This is a genomic window from Pseudomonas sp. DWP3-1-3b3, from assembly GCF_049896305.1.
Taxonomy (GTDB): Bacteria; Pseudomonadota; Gammaproteobacteria; order Pseudomonadales; family Pseudomonadaceae; genus Aquipseudomonas; species Aquipseudomonas azotoformans_A.
This window is the reverse complement of the sequence record NZ_JAFCUA010000008.1, coordinates 79564-98300: the sequence shown is the minus strand read 5'-3', so window position 1 is coordinate 98300 and position 18737 is coordinate 79564. Positions and strand designations below refer to the sequence as shown.

The 18737-nt window shown below is 62.5% G+C and carries 18 protein-coding genes and 1 pseudogene; 11 read left to right on the top strand and 8 right to left on the bottom strand.

Annotated features, from left to right (window positions below; genetic code table 11):
• Positions 1–29 precede the first annotated feature (29 nt).
• From ACP7BX_RS22880 to araH, 4 genes are read left to right on the top strand one after another with little or no spacing between them, the layout of a single operon-like run.
• Entirely contained in the window at positions 30–893 is an 864-nt protein-coding gene (locus tag ACP7BX_RS22880) for an SMP-30/gluconolactonase/LRE family protein (RefSeq protein ID WP_426127724.1), read from the top strand.
• Between the two features lie 35 nt (positions 894–928).
• A complete protein-coding gene (locus ACP7BX_RS22875; RefSeq protein ID WP_010211214.1) occupies positions 929–1933 on the top strand; it encodes a substrate-binding domain-containing protein in 1005 nt (334 codons plus the stop codon).
• Positions 1930–3432 (top strand): L-arabinose ABC transporter ATP-binding protein AraG, encoded by a 1503-nt coding sequence (gene araG / locus ACP7BX_RS22870; protein WP_426127725.1) that lies wholly within the window; start codon positions 1930–1932, stop codon positions 3430–3432. Before ACP7BX_RS22875 ends, araG begins: the two co-directional genes overlap by 4 nt.
• Positions 3433–3441: 9 nt before the next feature.
• Complete coding sequence (araH, locus tag ACP7BX_RS22865; protein ID WP_426127727.1) at positions 3442–4410, top strand: L-arabinose ABC transporter permease AraH; 969 nt, start codon at positions 3442–3444, stop codon at positions 4408–4410.
• Positions 4411–4465: 55 nt separating this feature from the next.
• Here the strand turns inward: araH and ACP7BX_RS22860 are convergent, their stop codons facing one another.
• On the bottom strand, positions 4466–5614 hold the full coding sequence (locus ACP7BX_RS22860) for an aldose epimerase family protein (protein ID WP_426127729.1): 1149 nt from the start codon (positions 5612–5614) through the stop codon (positions 4466–4468).
• Between the two features lie 137 nt (positions 5615–5751).
• On the opposite strand from ACP7BX_RS22860, the gene ACP7BX_RS22855 reads away from it, so the two are divergent.
• The gene (locus tag ACP7BX_RS22855) at positions 5752–6519 is read left to right on the top strand and encodes an SDR family NAD(P)-dependent oxidoreductase (RefSeq protein ID WP_426127731.1); all 768 of its coding nucleotides are present in this window, start codon (positions 5752–5754) and stop codon (positions 6517–6519) included.
• Between the two features lie 6 nt (positions 6520–6525).
• On the opposite strand, the gene ACP7BX_RS22850 is transcribed toward ACP7BX_RS22855, so the two are convergent.
• The 3 genes and pseudogenes from ACP7BX_RS22850 to ACP7BX_RS22840 form a co-directional block, all read right to left on the bottom strand.
• Entirely contained in the window at positions 6526–7122 is a 597-nt protein-coding gene (locus ACP7BX_RS22850; RefSeq protein ID WP_426127733.1) for a glutathione S-transferase family protein, read from the bottom strand.
• A 90-nt stretch (positions 7123–7212) separates the two neighbouring features.
• A pseudogene (locus ACP7BX_RS22845) lies at positions 7213–7287 on the bottom strand (G/U mismatch-specific DNA glycosylase); the annotation flags it as partial.
• Positions 7253–8254, bottom strand: coding sequence for a cupin domain-containing protein (locus ACP7BX_RS22840; protein WP_426127959.1), 1002 nt, complete (start codon positions 8252–8254; stop codon positions 7253–7255). The pseudogene ACP7BX_RS22845 and the gene ACP7BX_RS22840, both read right to left, overlap by 35 nt.
• 65 nt (positions 8255–8319) lie before the next feature.
• Between ACP7BX_RS22840 and ACP7BX_RS22835 the strand changes: the two genes are divergently transcribed.
• A complete protein-coding gene (locus ACP7BX_RS22835) occupies positions 8320–9546 on the top strand; it encodes an MFS transporter (protein WP_426127735.1) in 1227 nt (408 codons plus the stop codon).
• Between the two features lies 1 nt (position 9547).
• Here the strand turns inward: ACP7BX_RS22835 and ACP7BX_RS22830 are convergent, their stop codons facing one another.
• A complete protein-coding gene (locus tag ACP7BX_RS22830; protein ID WP_426127737.1) occupies positions 9548–10405 on the bottom strand; it encodes a LysR substrate-binding domain-containing protein in 858 nt (285 codons plus the stop codon).
• Between the two features lie 134 nt (positions 10406–10539).
• Between ACP7BX_RS22830 and ACP7BX_RS22825 the strand changes: the two genes are divergently transcribed.
• The 5 genes from ACP7BX_RS22825 (at position 10540) to yghU (ending at position 15723) form a co-directional block, all read left to right on the top strand.
• Positions 10540–11589, top strand: a complete 1050-nt coding sequence (locus ACP7BX_RS22825; RefSeq protein ID WP_177050547.1) for an agmatine deiminase family protein — start codon at positions 10540–10542, stop codon at positions 11587–11589.
• Positions 11586–12467, top strand: coding sequence for an N-carbamoylputrescine amidase (aguB, locus tag ACP7BX_RS22820; RefSeq protein WP_426127739.1), 882 nt, complete (start codon positions 11586–11588; stop codon positions 12465–12467). Before ACP7BX_RS22825 ends, aguB begins: the two co-directional genes overlap by 4 nt.
• Positions 12464–13537, top strand: coding sequence for an extracellular solute-binding protein (locus tag ACP7BX_RS22815; protein WP_426127741.1), 1074 nt, complete (start codon positions 12464–12466; stop codon positions 13535–13537). Before aguB ends, ACP7BX_RS22815 begins: the two co-directional genes overlap by 4 nt.
• A gap of 218 nt (positions 13538–13755) precedes the next feature.
• Complete coding sequence (locus ACP7BX_RS22810) at positions 13756–14856, top strand: agmatine deiminase family protein (protein WP_426127743.1); 1101 nt, start codon at positions 13756–13758, stop codon at positions 14854–14856.
• 33 nt (positions 14857–14889) lie between these two features.
• The gene (yghU, locus tag ACP7BX_RS22805) at positions 14890–15723 is read left to right on the top strand and encodes a glutathione-dependent disulfide-bond oxidoreductase (RefSeq protein WP_426127745.1); all 834 of its coding nucleotides are present in this window, start codon (positions 14890–14892) and stop codon (positions 15721–15723) included.
• A 131-nt stretch (positions 15724–15854) separates the two neighbouring features.
• Here the strand turns inward: yghU and ACP7BX_RS22800 are convergent, their stop codons facing one another.
• From ACP7BX_RS22800 to ACP7BX_RS22790, 3 genes are read right to left on the bottom strand one after another with little or no spacing between them, the layout of a single operon-like run.
• Positions 15855–16781: a sugar ABC transporter substrate-binding protein gene (locus ACP7BX_RS22800; RefSeq protein ID WP_033903167.1), complete on the bottom strand. Its 927-nt coding sequence runs from the start codon at positions 16779–16781 to the stop codon at positions 15855–15857.
• A 19-nt stretch (positions 16782–16800) separates the two neighbouring features.
• On the bottom strand, positions 16801–17580 hold the full coding sequence (locus ACP7BX_RS22795; RefSeq protein WP_426127747.1) for a TIM barrel protein: 780 nt from the start codon (positions 17578–17580) through the stop codon (positions 16801–16803).
• Entirely contained in the window at positions 17577–18581 is a 1005-nt protein-coding gene (locus ACP7BX_RS22790) for a Gfo/Idh/MocA family oxidoreductase (protein ID WP_016980139.1), read from the bottom strand. Before ACP7BX_RS22790 ends, ACP7BX_RS22795 begins: the two co-directional genes overlap by 4 nt.
• Positions 18582–18737: the final 156 nt, after the last annotated feature.

The window sequence follows — 18737 nt, the reverse complement described above, 5'->3', positions numbered from 1 at the left end:
CTGAGAACAACAACAATCCAGGAGGCATCATGTCGTGTATCGCCGTTACCCCGCACCGTGCGCAGTTGGGCGAGGGTCCGTTCTGGGACGCGCCGACCCAGGCGTTGTACTGGGTCAATATCGCCGGTAAACAGGCGCTGCGCCTGATGAGCGGGCAATTGCAGGTGTGGCAGTTGCCCGAGCATGTCTCGGCGTTCATCCCGTGTGAAAGCGGCGATGCCCTGGTGACCTTGAGCAGCGGCGTGTATCGCCTCGACCTGGCCACCGAAGCCCTGACCCTGCTATGCGTCGCGGACCCGCAACCGGGTAACCGTGGCAATGAGGCGCGCTGCGATGCCAGGGGCCGCCTGTGGCTAGGCACCATGCAGAACAACATCGGCGAGCAGGGTGAAGACCTGCCCATCACCCGGCGCTCGGGCGGCCTGTTTCGTATCGATGCTGATGCGCAGGTCACGCCGTTGCTCAGTGGCTTGGGCATTCCCAATACCTTGCTGTGGAGCGATGACGGTCGCCACGTGCACTTTGGCGACAGCCTGGACGGCACGCTGTACCGGCATGCAATCCAAGCCGACGGCCAGCTCGGTCCCGCGCAAGTCTGGTTCGGCCCCCACGAACGCGGCGGGCCGGATGGCTCGGCCATGGACGTTGACGGTTACACCTGGAACGCCCGCTGGGACGGCAGTTGCCTGTTGCGCCTCACGCCCGACGGCGAGGTGGACCGCATCATCGAACTGCCCGTCAGCCGCCCGACCAGTTGCGTGTTTGGTGGCCCGGATCTCACCACCCTCTATATCACCAGTGCCGCGAGCGCTTTGGATCACCCCCTGGATGGTGCGGTATTGGCCATCGAAGTTGATGTACCTGGAAAACCCTGTCACCGCTTTGCCGGATAAGTCCCCTTTAAAAACAACAACAAGGAGTCACCCGTATGAATCGTCGTCGTGGTTTGCGTTCCCTGTGCTGCGCCGCTGTGGCGGTCTCGGCCATGAGCTTGAGCGGGCTGTTGCTGGCCGCTGAAGAAGTGAAGATCGGTTTCCTGGTCAAGCAGGCCGAGGAGCCATGGTTCCAGACCGAGTGGGCCTTTGCCGAAAAAGCCGGCAAGGAACATGGCTTCACCGTGATCAAGATCGCCGTGCCTGACGGCGAGAAAACCCTCTCGGCCATCGACAGCCTGGCCGCCAACGGCGCCAAGGGCTTTGTGATCTGCCCGCCGGATGTGTCCCTCGGCCCGGCCATCGTCGCCAAGGCCAAGGCCAACGGCTTGAAAGTCATCGCAGTGGATGACCGCTTCGTCGACGCCAAAGGCAATTTCATGGAAGACGTGCCGTACCTGGGCATGGCGGCCTTCGAAGTCGGCCAGAAGCAAGGCGCCGCCATGGCCGCCGAAGCGAAAAAACGCGGCTGGGACTGGAAGGACACCTATGCGGTGATCAACACCTTCAACGAGCTCGACACCGGTAAGAAGCGCACCGACGGCTCGGTCAAATCCCTGGAAGAAGCCGGCATTCCCAAGGATCACATCCTGTTCACGGCCGCCAAAACCCTAGATGTCCCAGGCTCCATGGACGCGACGAACTCGGCCCTGGTGAAACTGCCCAGCGGCGCGAAAAACCTGATCATCGGCGGCATGAACGACAACACCGTGCTCGGCGGCGTACGCGCTACCGAAAGCGCCGGCTTCAAGGCGGCCAACGTGATCGGCATCGGCATCAATGGCACCGACGCCATCGGCGAACTGAAAAAACCGAGCAGCGGCTTCTTTGGCTCGATGCTGCCGAGCCCGCACATCGAGGGCTATAACACTGCGCTGATGATGTACGAGTGGGTCACTAAAGGCACCGAACCTGCGAAGTACACGGCCATGGACGAAGTGACCCTGATCACCCGTGAAAACTTCCAGGCCGAGCTGACCAAGATCGGGCTGTGGCAATGACCGCTGCCGCCTTGCGATTTGACGGCATCGGCAAAACCTTTCCGGGGGTCAAGGCGCTGGATGGCATCAGCTTCAGCGCCCGCCCAGGACAGGTGCACGCGTTGATGGGCGAGAACGGCGCGGGTAAGTCGACGCTGCTGAAGATCCTCGGCGGCGCCTACATTCCCAACAGCGGCACGCTGCAGATCGGCGAGCAGGTCATGGCCTTCAAGAACGCCGCCGACAGCATCGCCAGCGGCGTGGCGGTGATCCATCAGGAACTGCACCTGGTGCCGGAAATGAGTGTGGCCGAGAACCTGTTCCTCGGGCATTTGCCGTCGCGCTTTGGCGTGGTCAACCGGGGGCTGCTGCGAGAGCAGGCCCTCGCTTGCCTCAAGGGCCTGGCGGATGAGATCGACCCGGCTGAGAAGCTCGGGCGCCTGTCTCTCGGCCAGCGCCAACTGGTGGAAATCGCCAAGGCACTGTCCCGTGGCGCCCATGTGATTGCGTTTGATGAGCCCACCAGCAGCTTGTCGGCGCGGGAGATCGACCGCTTGATGGCGATCATCGCGCGCCTGCGCGACGAGGGCAAAGTGGTGCTCTACGTGTCGCACCGCATGGAGGAAGTGTTCCGCATCTGCGATGCAGTGACCGTGTTCAAGGACGGCCGTTATGTGCGCACTTTCGAGGACATGAGCACGCTGACCCATGACCAGTTGGTGACGTGCATGGTCGGCCGCGATATCCAGGACATCTACGACTACCGCCCGCGTGAGCACGGCGAGGTGGCGCTCAAGGTCGACGGTCTGTTGGGGCCCGGCCTGCGTGAGCCGATCAGTTTCAACGTGCGCAAGGGCGAGATTCTTGGGCTGTTCGGGCTGGTCGGGGCAGGGCGCACGGAGTTGTTCCGCCTGCTCAGCGGCCTGGAGCGGGCCAGCGCCGGGCAACTGCAACTCTGTGGTGAGCCGCTGCATTTGCAGTCACCACGGGATGCTATCGCCGCCGGTGTGCTGTTGTGCCCGGAAGACCGCAAGAAGGAGGGCATCATTCCGCTGTCCAGCGTGGCCGAGAACATCAATATCAGTGCGCGAGGTGCCCATTCCACGTTTGGCTGGCTGCTGCGCGACGGCTGGGAGAAGGGCAACGCCGACCAGCAGATCAAAGCCATGAAGGTCAAGACGCCCAACGCCGCGCAAAAGATCCTGTACCTCTCCGGCGGCAACCAGCAAAAAGCCATTCTCGGCCGCTGGCTGTCGATGCCGATGAAAGTGTTGCTGTTGGACGAACCCACCCGTGGCATCGATATCGGCGCCAAGGCCGAGATCTACCAGATCATCCATAACCTCGCTGCTCAGGGCATTGCGGTGGTCGTGGTGTCCAGCGACCTCATGGAAGTGATGGGCATCGCCGACCGCATCCTGGTGCTGTGCGAAGGCGCGCTGCGCGGCGAACAAACCCGCGAGCACGCGACTGAATCCAACCTGCTGCAACTGGCCTTGCCGCGCAGCCTGGCGAACTGAGAGACGATTATGACCCCTCAACACAACGTGCTGCCCAACGCGCGCAAGCCGCTTGACCTGCGTGCGCTGCTCGACAACTGGGCGATGCTGCTGGCCGCCGTGAGCATCTTTTTGCTGTGCGCCTTGCTGATCGACAACTTCCTTTCACCGTTGAACATGCGCGGGCTGGGCCTGGCGATTTCCACCGTGGGCATTGCCGCGTGCACCATGCTGTTCTGCCTGGCGTCGGGGCATTTTGACCTGTCGGTGGGCTCGGTCATCGCCTGCGCCGGAGTGGTGGCGGCGATTGTGATGCGCGACACCGACAGCGTGATGCTTGGCATTGGCGCCGCGTTGCTGATGGGCCTGATGGTGGGGCTGATCAACGGCATCGTGATCGCCAAGCTGCGGGTCAATGCGCTGATCACCACGCTGGCGACCATGCAGATCGTGCGTGGCCTGGCGTACATCTTTGCCAACGGCAAGGCGGTGGGCGTGTCCCAGGATCAGTTCTTTATCTTCGGTAACGGCCAGTTGTTTGGCGTGCCGGTGCCGATCCTGATCACCATTTTGTGCTTCCTGTTCTTCGGCTGGCTGCTCAATTACACCACCTACGGGCGCAACACCATGGCCATTGGCGGCAACCCGGAAGCGGCGTTGCTGGCGGGGGTGAATGTGGACCGCACCAAGATCCTGATCTTCGCTGTGCATGGGGTGATCGGGGCGTTGGCTGGGGTGATATTGGCGTCGCGCATGACCTCCGGCCAGCCGATGATTGGCCAGGGCTTTGAGCTGACGGTGATTTCGGCCTGCGTGCTGGGCGGGGTTTCGTTGAGTGGCGGGGTGGGGATGATCCGCCATGTGATCGCCGGGGTGCTGATTTTGGCGATCATCGAGAATGCGATGAACCTGAAGAATATCGACACGTTCTATCAGTATGTGATCCGAGGCTCGATCCTGCTCCTGGCCGTGGTCATCGACCGCATGAAACAACGCTGAACCCTTGCCATGTGAAGATCCAAGTGTGGGAGCAGGCAAGCCTGCTCCCAGAGGTTTACTCGGTGGTGAATTTGAAGATTGTGTTCTGGGTATAGGTCTGCCCTGGGTTCAGGCGGGTCGAGGCAAAGTTCGGCTGGTTAGGCGCATCCGGGAAATGCTGGGTCTCCAGCGTAAACCCGCTCCAGTGCTGATAGGTCTTCCCAGCCTTGCCCTTCACCGACCCATCCAGGAAGTTGCTGGTATAAAACTGCACCCCAGGTTCGGTGGTAAACAGCTGCAAGCGCCGCCCCGACTCAGGATCATGCACCTCGGCCGCAAGTTGCTTCACATCACCTTTGTTATCCAGCGCCCAGTTGAAGTCAAACCCACCCTGTTTCGGCTCGGCAAACTTGAGCTGCGGGTGATCCTCCTTGATGTGCTGGCCGATGGGTGTCGGTTTCAGGAAGTCCATCGGCGTGTCCTTGACAGGTGCCAGTTCGCCGGTAGGGATCAAGGTGGCATTCACCGGCGTGTAATGGCTGGCGTGCAATGTGGCAACCTGCTTGAGAATGTCGCCATTGCCCGCGCCGGCCAGGTTGAAGTAGCTGTGATTGGTGAGGTTGAGCACCGTGGGTTTGTCGGTGGTGGCGGTGTAGTCGATGTGCAGTTCATTGTTGTCGTTGAGGCTATAGGTGACCTCGGTCTTCAGGTTGCCGGGGAAGCCCATTTCACCGTCCTTGGACAGATAGGTGAGGGTCACGCCCACCGAGTCCTTGGCCTTGACGGGCGTGGCTTTCCATACGTGCTTATCGAAGCCCTGGGCGCCGCCATGCAGCGAGTTGGGGCCGTCGTTGAGCGGCACCTGGTAGCGCTTGCCGTCGAGCTCAAAAGCGCCACCGGCCAGGCGATTGCCGAAACGCCCGATGGTCGCGCCGAAAAATGCGGTGCCGCTTTGATAGCCCTGCACGTCGTCGAAGCCCAGCACCACGTCCTCGACCTTGCCGTGTTTGTCCGGCACCTTGAGCGACTGCAACACGCCGCCGTAGGTGATCACCGTGGCTTGCATGCCGTGGCTGTTGCGCAGGATGTACTGTTCGACGGCGGTGCCGTCGTTGGTTTTACCGAAAGGTTTGTGTTCGCTGGTGAGGCCTGCGGCCTGGGTGCCGCCGCTGGCGATCAGCATGGACATCGCCAGGCCCGACAGCAAGTATCGAGGGTGCTTCATGATCGAACTTCCTTTTGTTGTTTTGAGTGGAATAGTTCTACTAATGTGCGATATTTTGTCGATAGAGCAGCGAATTTATAGCCTTTAACGCCATTTTTGCAAAATAAAATAAGACTAATTAAGCGAGGCAAGCTTTCATGACGACCCAGCACGCTGTTTACCCCGACCTCGAAGGCAAGACGGTCCTGATCTCCGGAGGCGCTTCGGGCATTGGCGAATTCATGGTGCGCGCCTTTGCCGCGCAAGGTGCCAAGGTCGGCTTTGTCGACCGCGCGCAAAGCCAGGGCGAACGCCTGGCGGCGTTGCTGAGTTCGCGAGGGCACACCGTGGAGTTCGTGAACTGCGACATCACCGACGAGATCGCCTACAAGGCCGCCATCACGCGCTTCGAGCATTCCCTGGGACCGATCACCGTGCTGGTGAACAACGCCGCCAATGACGTGCGTCACAGCTTGGAGGAAGTCGACTCGGAAATGTTCGATCGACTGATCTCCGTCAACCTCAAGCAGGCCTTTTTTGCCGCCAAGGCCGTGGTGCCGATGATGAAAAGCGCGGGCGGCGGGGCGATCATCAACCTCGGCTCCGTCGGCTGGATGATGGCGTCCGCCGGCTACCCGGTGTACGCCGCCAGCAAAGCCGCCGCCCACGGCATGACCCGCGCCCTGGCCAGGGAATTGGGGCCGAGCCAGATCCGCGTGAATACGCTGGTGCCGGGTTGGGTGATGACGGAAAAACAATTGGCGATGTGGGTCGACGATGCGGCCAAGGAACTGATCAGCCGCAGCCAGTGCCTGCCGGGCAGTGTGCTGCCGGAACACATCGCGAATATGGCGTTGTTTCTTGCTTCCGATGCCTCGGCGATGTGTTCGGCGCAGAACTTTATTGTGGATGGCGGCTGGGTGTAGGTCCGCTTACTCGATCGGGTATTTCTTGAAGGCAGGATGCTGTTCCAGCCGCTCGGCGTGGCGTCTCAGGTTGGGAAACGCATCCACCTTGACCACAGACGCCACGGTGAATTGGCTGAACGACCAGGCCACCGCCGCTGTAATCGACGCCTGGGTCAGCACCTCGCTGTCAGGCAGTTGTTTTTCCAGCAGCGAATAAGCAGCGAGCAACTGTCCGCTGACCCGGTCAAGCCACGGCGCATGCAGCTTTTCAGCCGGGCGCAGGTTGTGTTCGTAGACGATCTGCATGCTTTTTTCGCAGGCTGCCAAGGCCAGGCCAAGGATGTGCAGGTCCCGGGCGCGTGCGGCGGGTTGCTGCGCGAGCAGCTTTTTGTTCGCCGGGGCCAGGGTTTCCAGGTAGTCCAGGATCAGGCTGGAGTCCATCAGCACGGTGCCATCGTCCAGCACCAGGGTCGGAGCCTTCACCACCGGATTGATCTGGGCGAACGCGTCGAAGCTGCGGAATACCGACAGCGGTTCATGCACAAAATCCACCCCGTACAGGTCCAGGGAAATCGCCACGCGTCTTACGTAAGGCGAGTCCAGCATGCCGATCAGTTTCATGAAGCCTCCATTGCTTACCACGTGATGGGCTCAAGAGAGTAAGGGCTCAGCATCGGCATGTGCAATGGCCCGCCGTAATTGCTGATAGGGTCGGATCTTCTGTTCAAACGCCGCGGCGGCATCCGTGAACTCATGCCGGGCCAGCTCGCCGGCGCTGACGGCTGGCCCCAGGGGGTTGGCCGGTAATGCGCTTGAACGCACGGCTGAACGCTGCCTGAGAGGTATAGCCCAGGCGCAGCGCCACTTCCTCGATGGGCAAACGCTCCAGGGTCAGCCATTGGCTGGCCAGGCGCATGCGCAATTGCGTCACGTAGCGCAGGGGCGGGATGCCCAGGGTGGCCTGGAAGCGCTCGGCGAACACCGAACGGGAGGTGTGACAGTGCGCCGCCAATTCGGCCACGCTCCAATCGCGGCCAGGTTGCTGGTGCAGGACGAGCAGGGCACCGGCCAATCGCGTGTCGCGCAGCGCCGCCACCAATCCCGACGCATTCCCGCAGGCACATTCCACCCAGCCCCGCACGATCATGGCGGCGACCACATCGGCCAGGCGCGCGAGGATGCCGCAGTAGCCGATGCGGGCAGCCGATACTTCACGTTCCATCACCGCCAGGATCGGCATCAGGCCGGGGTAACGCTGGCCCTGGGCATCGATCAGCATCAAGGCCGGCATCAGGCTACCGAGCCCCTGGAGACTGCCGAGTTCGAACGCCATGCAGGCGCTGAACAGCAAGGTGCTGGGGGGCGTATCAGGGGACGCATCCACGGCGCAGACGGTATCGCCCAACGCGGTCGCGGCAAAGCCGTCGATGTCCTGCACAGTCCTGTCCGCATCGGAGCACAGCGCATGGGCGCCGCCGTGGGAAATGAACACCGCATTGCCCGCCGACAACTCAAACAGGCTGCCGTCGTCGGTTTTCAGGGTGGCCGTCCCTGCGGCCAGGAAGTGGAAGTAGGCATGTCCGGGTTTGGCCTCAAAGCCCATGCCGAAGCTCGGTCCGGCCTGGATGCGCCGGTACTGCACCCCGCTCAGGCGCATGCCGCGCAGCAATTCGTCGATAAGGTCGGAGGACTGATTGAAAGGCGCCATTGCAATCATGTTCGGGGTTTTGGTCAAAAACTCAAGGGTCTTCATCATAGATCATCCGGGTGGGCGAACCTAGACTGGCCGTCGCGCTAATTTCCCGAGGATGTCGTGTGATGAATGATTGTGTAGTCCAAACCGCTCACCCTGCCCAAGTGGCGCCCGATGCGCCCGCCTGGCTGGCGGTGTTTTCCCTGGCCATGGGGGTATTCGGCTTGTTGACGGCGGAGTACCTGCCGGCCAGCTTGTTGACGCCAATGGCGCTGGACCTGGGCGTGTCCGAGGCGCTCGCTGGCCAGGCCGTGACGGTGACGGCAGTGGTGGCGTTGTTCGCCGGGCTGCTGGTGCCCGGCCTCACCCGTGGGATCGACCGACGCGTGGTGCTGCTGGGTTTCTCCCTGCTGATGATTGCCTCAAACCTGTTGGTGGCGTTCTCTTCAAGCCTGGCGGTGCTGCTGCTGATGCGCATCCTGCTGGGCGTCGCCCTGGGCGGTTTCTGGAGCATGGCAGCCGCCGTGGCGATGCGCCTGGTGCCGGCGGCGCTGCTGCCGCGCGCGCTGTCGATCATCTTCAGTGGTATTGCGGTGGGCACGGTGGTCGCCGTGCCGCTGGGCAGCTACCTCGGTGGTCTGTATGGCTGGCGCAGTGCGTTCATTGCCGCCGCCGCTGTTGGTGGCGTGACGCTGGCGTTCCAACTGTTCACGCTGCCACGCCTGGCGCCCACGGGCACCGCACGTCTGCGCACGGTACTGGACGTGCTGCTGCGTCCGGGCATCGCCATCGGCATGTTTGGCTGCGTGCTGGTTCACACCGGGCACTTTGCGCTGTTCACCTACATCCGGCCCTTCCTGGAAAGCACCACGGGGGTGGGGACAGAAGGGCTGGCGTTGATGCTGCTGGGGTTCGGCGCAGCCAACTTTGTCGGCACGCTGCTGGCCGGTTGGATGCTGGTGCGTTATCCACGCGGCACCTTGGTGTTGATGCCTGTATTAGTGGGCGTCGCAGCGCTGGCCCTGGTGTTGCTGCCGGCCTCTTTGCCAGGCCAGGCATTGCTGCTGGCGCTGTGGGGCATGGCCTTTGGCGGGGTACCCGTGGCGTGGTCGAACTGGGTGGCCCGCGCCGTGCCGGATCAAGCTGAAAGTGCCGGTGGCATGGTGGTGGCGTCCGTGCAATCAGCCATTGCGGCGGGCGCGGCCGGTGGAGGAGCGATGTTCAGTCTCAGTGGCATCAGCGGCGTGTTTCTGGGCGCGGGTGTACTGATGCTGTTGGCTGCCTTGTTGATTGCGCTGCGGGTGCAAGTGCCACGCACCGAGGGTGGTGCGGCGGTGGCGCTGCACGTTTGAGCTAGGCCTCCAAGTGGCTCAGCAACCACGCCGTGAAACTGCGCGCCAGCGGGTCGTGCTCGCTGTCGCGATGGGTCAGCAACGCCCAGCTCGGCCCGCGAATCGTCGCGTCGACCAGCGGCGTGAGCAACCCATCTTCTTGCGCCTGACGGCTCAGCAACTGGCTGACCAAGCCAATCCCCAGACCAGCACACACCGCGTCGAGCAACAGGCCGGGGTCGGAAAAATTCAGGCCCTGGTCCTGCTGCCCCACATCGATCCCGGCTTCCACCGCCCAATGGCTCCAGTCCATTTCCCGTTCGCCGTGCAGGGTGGTGCGTTGTGCCAGGGGCAGCTTCAACAGCCGTGGGTGGCAGGCGGGAAACAGCCGGTCGGCGTGCAGCACCTTGAAGCTGCATTCGGCCTGGGAGCTGATGTCGTCGCGCACGGCCAGGTCGATGGTCTGGCTGGCCAAGTCGGGCACTTCGTCGGTGCTGAAGATCCACAGGTCGACTTCCGGGTGTTGCCGGCGGAAATCCGCGAGCCGTGGCAACAGCCAGTGGCGGGCAAAGGTCGGCGTGGTGTTGAGCACCAGTTGATTGGGCTTGCGGTATTGCCCCAGGCGCCGCACGCCCACCGCCAGTTGCTGCAGCAACGCCTGGGTGGTGCTGAGGAAGTCATGCCCCGCGTCGGTCAGGCTCACGCTGCGTCCGCTGCGGAAAAACAGCGGCTGTTCCAGGTACGCCTCCAGGCTGCGGATCTGCTGGCTGATCGCCGATTGGGTCAGGTGCAGTTCTTCGGCGGCCTTGTGGAAACTGCCCAGTCGCGCCGCAGCTTCAAAGCCGCGCAGGGTGCCGAGGGGCGGCCAGTGGTTGAGCATGCTGATAAGTTCCTCTAATCAGTTTTCTACAAAATCCATCGTTTGTCCGGCTTTGCAAGCCGCCATAGCATGTGTGCCAAGACTCCGTGGGCAGTTTTCACTGAACACAATGACTTAACTGAAGGGTACTTGTCATGCAGCAGAATGCAATGCAAAGCAATGGTTGGTGGATGCCTGCGGAGTGGGCCCGGCATGCGGCGACGTGGATGGTCTGGCCGCACAATCGGGCCTTGTGGGAAACCACGTGGGGCGTGACCCTGGCGCACGTGCAGCAGGATTTTGCGCGGGTAGCCAATGCGATCGCACGCTTCGAACCGGTGAAAATGCTGGTTGATCCGTCTGCCGTGGCGGGCGCCAAGGCGCTGTGCGGGCCGGGCATCGAGCTGATCGAACAGGCCGTCAACGACAGCTGGTGCCGCGACTCCGGCCCGACCTTTGTCTGCCATCCGCAGCTGGGCACGGCCGGTGTGAGCTGGCGCTTCAATGCCTGGGGCGGCAAGTCGGCCCATGATCTGGACGAAAGCCTGGCACGTCGGGTGCTCAATCACCTGGGGCTGGAATGTTTCGGCACGCCCTTGAGCAATGAAGGCGGCGCGATCCATGTGGACGGCGAGGGCACGCTGATCACCACCGAGTCGGTGCTGCTCAACCCCAACCGCAACCCCGGCGTGAGCAAGGCCGAGATGGAAGCCATCTTCACGCGCCTGCTGGGTATCAAGAAGACCATTTGGTTGCCAGGCGACCCGGACTACGTCACGGGCGACATGACTGATGGGCATGTTGATGGTGTTTGTGCGTTTGCCCGCCCCGGCGTGTTGCTGGTCGATGCGACTCACGATCAAAGCTCTGTATACGCCGAAGTGGTGCGCGAAAACCGTCGCGCCCTGGAACTCGCCACCGACGCCCAAGGCCGCCATTTCGAGCTGATCGAGTTGTATGAAGCCACTGATGCGGTCGACACCGACGCCGAGGTGTTCTGCGCCTCCTACACCAACTTCTACATCGCCAACGGCGCAATCATCATGCCGGCCTATGGCATTGCAGCCGATCAGGTCGCGGCCGAAGTCCTGGCCCAGGCGTTTCCTGGTCGCGAGATCGTACCGGTGCAGATCAACCACCTGGCCCATGGCGGCGGCGGCGTGCACTGCATCACCCAGCAACAGCCAGCGTGGGTGAAGCCATGAGCCTCCTGACCATTGCCGCTACCCAAATGCCCTGCACCTGGGACCTGCCGGGCAACCTCGACCGTGCCGAGCAACTGGTGCGAGATGCGGCGAAGCAGGGCGCCCAGGTGATCCTGTTGCAGGAGCTGTTCGCCACGCCGTATTTCTGCATCGAGCAGCACCACAAGCACTTGGCGTTGGCCGAGGACTATCAGCACAGCCACGTGCTCAAACGCTTCGCCGCACTGGCCAAGGAGTTGGGCGTGGTATTGCCGCTGAGTTGGTTCGAAAAGGCCGGCAATGCCTTCTTCAATTCCCTCAGCGTGGCGGATGCTGACGGGCGCTTGCTCGGCGTGTACCGCAAGACCCATATCCCGAACGCCATCGGCTATCAGGAGAAGGAATATTTCAGCCCCGGCGACAGCGGTTTTCGTGTGTGGGACACGGCCTTCGGTCGCCTGGGCGTGGGCATCTGCTGGGACCAGTGGTTCCCGGAGACCGCGCGCTGCCTGGCGTTGCAAGGCGCCGAAGTGCTGCTGTTTCCCACCGCCATTGGCTCGGAACCCGGCTGCGCCACGCTCGACTCGCGGGACCATTGGCAGATGACCATGCGCGGCCACGCGGCGGCGAACCTGTTGCCGGTGGTGGCGGCCAACCGCGTCGGCCGTGAAGTGGCGACCACTGATCCGGACCTGCAAATGGACTTCTACGGTTCATCGTTCATCTGCGACCACAAGGGCAAGCTGTTGGCCGAAGCGGATCGCGATTCCACCGGCGTGCTGCTGCACCGTCTCGACCTGTCCGCCATGCGCGAAGACCGCCTGACCTGGGGTATCTATCGCGACCGTCGCCCTGAGATGTACAGGGGCCTGTTGACCCTGGATGGGCGTCCATCATGAAGCGGCTATTGAGTTGTGCGCTGATCATGACGAGTGTCTGCGCCTCGGCTGAGGATAAAACCCTCAAGCTCTACAACTGGGCCGATTATTTCGCTGCAGACACCCTGTCCAAATTCACCGCCGAGACCGGTATCCGGGTGATCTACGACGTGATGGATGGCAGCGAAACCCTGGAAGCCAAGTTGATGGCCGGCGGCAGCGGCTACGACCTGATCTTCCCCGGCGATACCGTGGCCGAACGCCTGATGCGCGCCGGCAGCCTGCAAGCCCTGGACCCCGCCAAGCTCAGCGCCATGAGCGACATCGAGCCGGGGCTGCAGAAACTGCGCACCCACTACGTCAATTCGAACAAAGCCACGGTGCCCTACACTTGGGGCACGATCGGCCTGACCTACAACACCCGGCAGATCCAGCAGCGTATGCCAAATGCGCCGGTCAACAGCCTCGACCTGTTGTTCAAACCGGAGAACGCGGCCAAATTCGCCGACTGCGGCATCTCGCTGATCGACTCGCCGGACGAAGTACTCGCCGTGGTGCTCAACTACCTGGGCCGCGACCCGCGCAGCGCCAAGCGCGAAGACCTGGCGGCGGCCAGTGAGCTGCTGCTCAAGGTGCGGCCGTACATCCGCAAGTTCCAGTCGCAACCGGTGACCGACCTGGTCAATGGCAACCTGTGCCTGTCCCTCGGCTACAGCGGCGACATGACCCAGGCCCAGCGCGCCGCCGATGCCGCGGGCAAAGCGGTGACCTTCGGTTATCACATCCCCCGCGAAGGCACCACGGTGTGGATGGACACCATGGCCATCCCGGTCGACGCCCAACACCCGGAATACGCCTACGCCTTCATCAACTTCGTGATGCGCCCGCAAAACATGGCGGCCATCACTAACCTCACCGGCTACCCCACGGCGAACGCCAAGGCGCGGCCGGACGTGGAGGCAAGCATGCGCGATAACCCGGACATCTACCCGGACGCTGCCACCTTCGAACGGTTGATCGCCGGCAAGGACATCCCCCAGGCCGATATGCGCGCACGGATGCGTGTATGGACTAAATTCAAAACCATGTAGCTGAGGGGCTTTTGTGGCGAGGGGGCTTCTGTGGCGAGCGGGCTTGCCCCGCGTTGGGCTGCGCAGCGGCCCCAAAAAAAGCGGGAGCGCTACGCACTCCAACGGGGGACAAGCCCCCTCGCCACAGAAGCCAGCTCGCCACAAAAGACCCCCTAGCCACAAAAACTCGCTCGCCACAAAGAACTCCATTCAATCCGAACCTTAGGCAAGAGAACCCTATGCCAACCCGTCGCACCTTCATCAAACAAGCCAGTGTGGTCTGCGCCATGACCTTGATCGCCCCGCATCTACGCGCCGCCACCCGCGGCGGTTTCTACATGCCCGACGAGGGCGAAAAACACCGTCAGGCCTTCATTGCCTTTGGCGCCCAGGGCGCCATCTGGGAAGACTTTACCGCCGACGTGCAGGCCGCTTTGGGCCGTATCGCCAGGGCGATTGCTGATCACGAGCCGGTCACCGTGTTCTGCCGTGAAGACGAACGCCATCTTGCGGAAAAACACTGCGGCACCCGCAACATCACCTTCGTGGAAACCGAGCTGGATGACATCTGGATGCGCGATACGGGCGCCAACTTTGTCATCGACGGCAGCGGCGGCCTGGGGGCGGTGGACTTCAACTTCAATGGCTGGGGCAACAAGCAGCAGCACGACGATGACGCGCTGCTGGCGGCCCAGATCGCCGAGGAAACCGGCGCCCGGCCTATCCGCAGCGAACTGGTGGGCGAGGGCGGCGGCATTGAGGTCGATGGCCTCGGCACCGGCATCATGACCGAAAGCAGCTGGATCAACCGCAACCGCAACCCGGACTGGAGCAAGGCCGAGGTCGAAGCCGAACTCAAGGAACGCCTGGGCCTGCGCAAGATCATTTGGCTACCGGGCATCAAGGGCAAGGACATCACCGACGCCCATGTCGATTTCTACGCGCGTTTCGTCTCCCCCGGCGTGGTGCTGGCCAACCTCGATACCGACCCTGAATCCTATGATCACAAGGTCACCCTGGCGCACCTGGAAATCCTCAAAAAGGCCACCGACGCCGATGGCCGGGCTTTGCAAGTGCACACGGTGTCGCCGCCGCTCAAACCGCGTAAAAGCAAGTTCAGCAAGGGCAATCCGGATTTCGCGGCGGGCTACATCAATTACTTTGTGATAAACGGTGCGGTGATCGCCCCGGAGTTTGGCGACCCGGTGGCGGACCGCAAGGCGCTGGACCTGCTGGCCCGGCTCTACCCGGACCGCAAGGTGGTGGCGCTGAATGTCGATGCCATTGCGGCGGGTGGCGGTGGCATTCACTGTGTGACGAGTCATCAACCTTTGGTTTAGTCTGGGATCGCAAACGCCTCTGGAGCCGTCAGCATGACCGATTACGTACCCCCGAAAGTGTGGACCTGGGACACCGAAAATGGCGGCACCTTCGCCAGCATCAACCGACCGATTGCCGGTGCCACCCACGAAAAAGACTTGCCGGTGGGCAAGCACCCGCTGCAGCTGTATTCCCTGGCCACGCCTAATGGTCAGAAGGTCACGATCCTGCTGGAGGAGCTGCTGGCGCTGGGTCACAGCGCTGCGGAATACGACGCCTGGCTGATCAAGATCGGTGACGGCGACCAGTTCGGCAGCGGTTTTGTGGGGGTGAACCCGAACTCCAAGATCCCGGCGCTGCTGGATCGCAGTGGTGCCACACCGATTCGGGTGTTCGAGTCGGGCGCGATTTTGCAGTACCTGGCCGAGAAGTTCGGCGCGTTCTTCCCCACTGAGCCTGCGGCCCGTGCCGAATGCCTGTCGTGGCTGTTCTGGCAGATGGGCAGTGCGCCGTACCTGGGCGGTGGCTTCGGGCATTTTTATGCCTATGCGCCGAGCAAGATGGAGTACGCGATCAACCGCTTTGCCATGGAAACCAAGCGTCAGTTGGACGTACTCGACCAACGCCTGGCGGTGAGCGAATACATAGCGGGTGATGAATACACCATCGCCGATATCGCGATCTGGCCGTGGTATGGCGGGTTGGTCAAAGGCCGCCTGTATGGCGCGGCGGAGTTTTTGTCGGTGCATGAGTACACGCACGTGTTGCGCTGGGCGGACGCCATCGAAGCGCGGCCAGCGGTGCAGCGCGGGCGGCGGGTGAATCGGGTGTCCGGTGAGCCCCATGAGCAGTTGGCCGAGCGCCATAACGCCAGCGACCTGGACTAAAGGCCTGACGCTGTAAGAAATGTGGGAGCGGGCTTGCTCGCGAATGCGGTGGATCAGCCAATAAATCTGTTGACTGACACTCCGTATTCGCGAGCAAGCCCGCTCCCACATTTGGATTGTTGTATTTCACTCTATTTGTAGCGCTGCTCAAACACCGCCACCTGCTCCGGCTTGATCAGTTCAAACGGCACCCACACCTCCGGCTCAATCGCCTCGCCCTTGATCATCCGCACGGCCGCCTGCACCGCTTGGGTTGCCTGGGCTTTCGGGTCCTGGAACACCGACGCCGTCAGCAACCCCCGCTTGATCGCCGCCAGCCCATCGGGCAAGCCATCGATGCCGACAATCGCCACGTCACCCTTGGCTTTCCCTGCCTGCTGTAACGCCATGGCCGCGCCAATCGCCATTTCATCGTTATTGGCCACGATGGCATCGAACTGCGTGCCCGCCAGCAGCCAGTTGCTGGTCAGGTCCATGCCCTTGCTGCGTTGCCATTCGGCGCTTTGCTGCTCGACCACCTTGATACCGGGAAAGTCCTTGAGCACCTGTTTGGCGCCCTCGGTGCGGTCATGGGTGGCGTTCTGTGCAAGGTCGCCCATGATGATCGCCACATTGCCCTTGCCGCCGAGTTTTTCCGCCAGGTAGCGCATCTGCAATTGCCCGGCCTCGATGTCGTTGGACGCCACGGTGACCACGCCTTTGGGCAAGGTGCGCTCGTCCGGATGGCGGTTGACGTACACCAGCGGCGTCTTGGCCGCGACGGCAGCACGGGTCATGTTGGCGGTGGCGGCGGTGTCCACCGGCAGCACGATCACCGCGTCGACCTTCTGGTTGAGGAAACCCTCGACCTGATTAAGCTGGCGCACCACATCGCCCTGGGCATCTTCGAACTGGATCTGCACATCCTGCTGCTTGGCGGCCGCTTCCAGGCCGGTGCGCACGTAGGTCATGAAGTTGTCGTCGACCCGGGCAATGCTCACGCCGATGCGATAAGCCGCGAAGGTCCATTGGCTGAACAGCAGCAACAAGGTGGCAGCAAACAACGAATAGCGATTCATAAGGGTGATCCTTTTATTGTTATAGGGTGAACGCCTGGCGGAAACGCGCCAAGGCCAACTCGCTGTCGCCGCTGGCCCAGCCTTCCAGGCCGACCACGCCGCTGTAGCCCATGGCGTGCAAGGCTCTGGCGATGGCCGGGTAGTGGATTTCACCGGTGCCGGGCTCCTTGCGTCCCGGCACGTCGGCCACCTGGATTTCACCGATGGCGCTGCCGGCGCGCTGGATCAGTTCGATCAGGTTTCCTTCGCCGATCTGCGCGTGGTACAGGTCCAGGTTCATCTTCAGGTGCGGGCTGCCCACGGCCTCGATCAGTGCCAGGGTATCGTCGGCGCGGGCGAAGGGGGTGCCGGGGTGGTCAACTTCGGTGTTGAGGTTTTCCAGCAGGAACACCCGGCCGGCGTCTTCCCCCAAGCGGGCGATTTTTTCCAGGGTCTTGCAGGCGCTCAGCCACATGCGGCCGGTGGTCTGGCTCACGGGCTGCACGGGCAGGCCGCCGTCACCCAGGCCGGTGCCGTGCAGGTTGAGGCTGGGGCAATTCAGTCGTTCGGCGACCCCTAAGGATTCACGGACGCTGCCGAGCAGTTGGCGGATACCGTCGGGGTCGGTGAGGGTGCCGCTGATGTAGCCGGTCATGGAGGTGAAGTCGGCGCCGGAAGCCGCCAGGGCGGCGATGTCCTTGTTTGTCCAGTTCCAGATTTCGGCACTGAAGCCCAGCGCATGAATACGCTTCACGCGTTCGATGAAGGGCAGGTCGAGAAACACCATCTCCGCGCTGACAGCCAGCTTGAAGGGGCTCATACGGCCACCGCCTTGCCGGTTTCGAACGACTCGATGCAGGCGCGGGCAATCGCCAATGCCGCGCGCGCGTCTTCACCGCTGGCCAGGGGTTTGGCGCCGCTGCGCAGGCAGTCGACGAAGTGGTTGAGCTCGGCGATGTAGGCGTCGCGCAACAGGTCGGTGTCCAGGCGCTGGGTGTCGGCCTGGATGCCCTGGGCCAGGTAGCGCACCAGGTCGCAATCGTTGAGGCTGCCCATGCTCAGCATGCCGGCGCTGCCAAACACTTCGCCGCGCACGTCGTAGCCATACACGGCCTGGAAGTTGGCCTCGGCGGTGGCGATGGCGCCGTTGTCGAAGCGAATCGCGACCACGGCGGTGTCGAGGAAGCCTTTGCTTTTGTATTCCGGGGCGATCAAAGCGTCGGCCATCACGTAGACCTGCACGGCCTCGGCGCCGGGGTTGAGGTAGCGCAGGGTGTCGAAGTCGTGGATCAGGGTTTCCAGGAAGATCACCCATTGCGGCGACTTGGCCGGGTTGTTCAGTGCTGGGTCGCGGGTCAGCGAGCGCAGCAGTTGCGGAGTGCCGATGCGGCCGGCGGCGACATCGAGGTGCGCGGTGCGAAAGCTCTTGGCGAAGCGCCGGTTGAACCCGACTTGCAGCGGAACCCGCGCATCGGCCGCAGCGGCGATGGCGCGGTCGGCTTCATCGAGGGTGATGGCCATGGGTTTTTCGCAGAAGATGCCCTTGCCGGCGCGGGCGGCGCTGATCACCAGCTCGGCGTGGCTGCGCGCGGGGGCGGCGATGAGTACGCCGTCGATGTCCGGGTCGTCGAGCAACTGCTGCGGGTCGGTGTAGACCTTGCTCACCCCCAGCTCAGCGGCGAGGCGGGCGGCCTGGCCCGGTGTGGGGTCGGCGATCGCTGCCAGGCTGGCGCCGGGGATATGTCGCGCGGCGGTCAGGCCGTGGAAGCTGCCCATGCGTCCGGCACCGATCAAGCCCAAGCGGATGTTCTGTGTACTCATGAAATAACCCCTTGTTGTTATTGGCCTCAGGACGGTCCTGATGGCGAAGGGGTCAGAGCAAGGGCTGTGCCATTTCATAAGATGTTGATAAATAACGATTAATAATTATCTATAAACAAAAAGTGTTCATTTGGATGACATGCCTATACTGACATG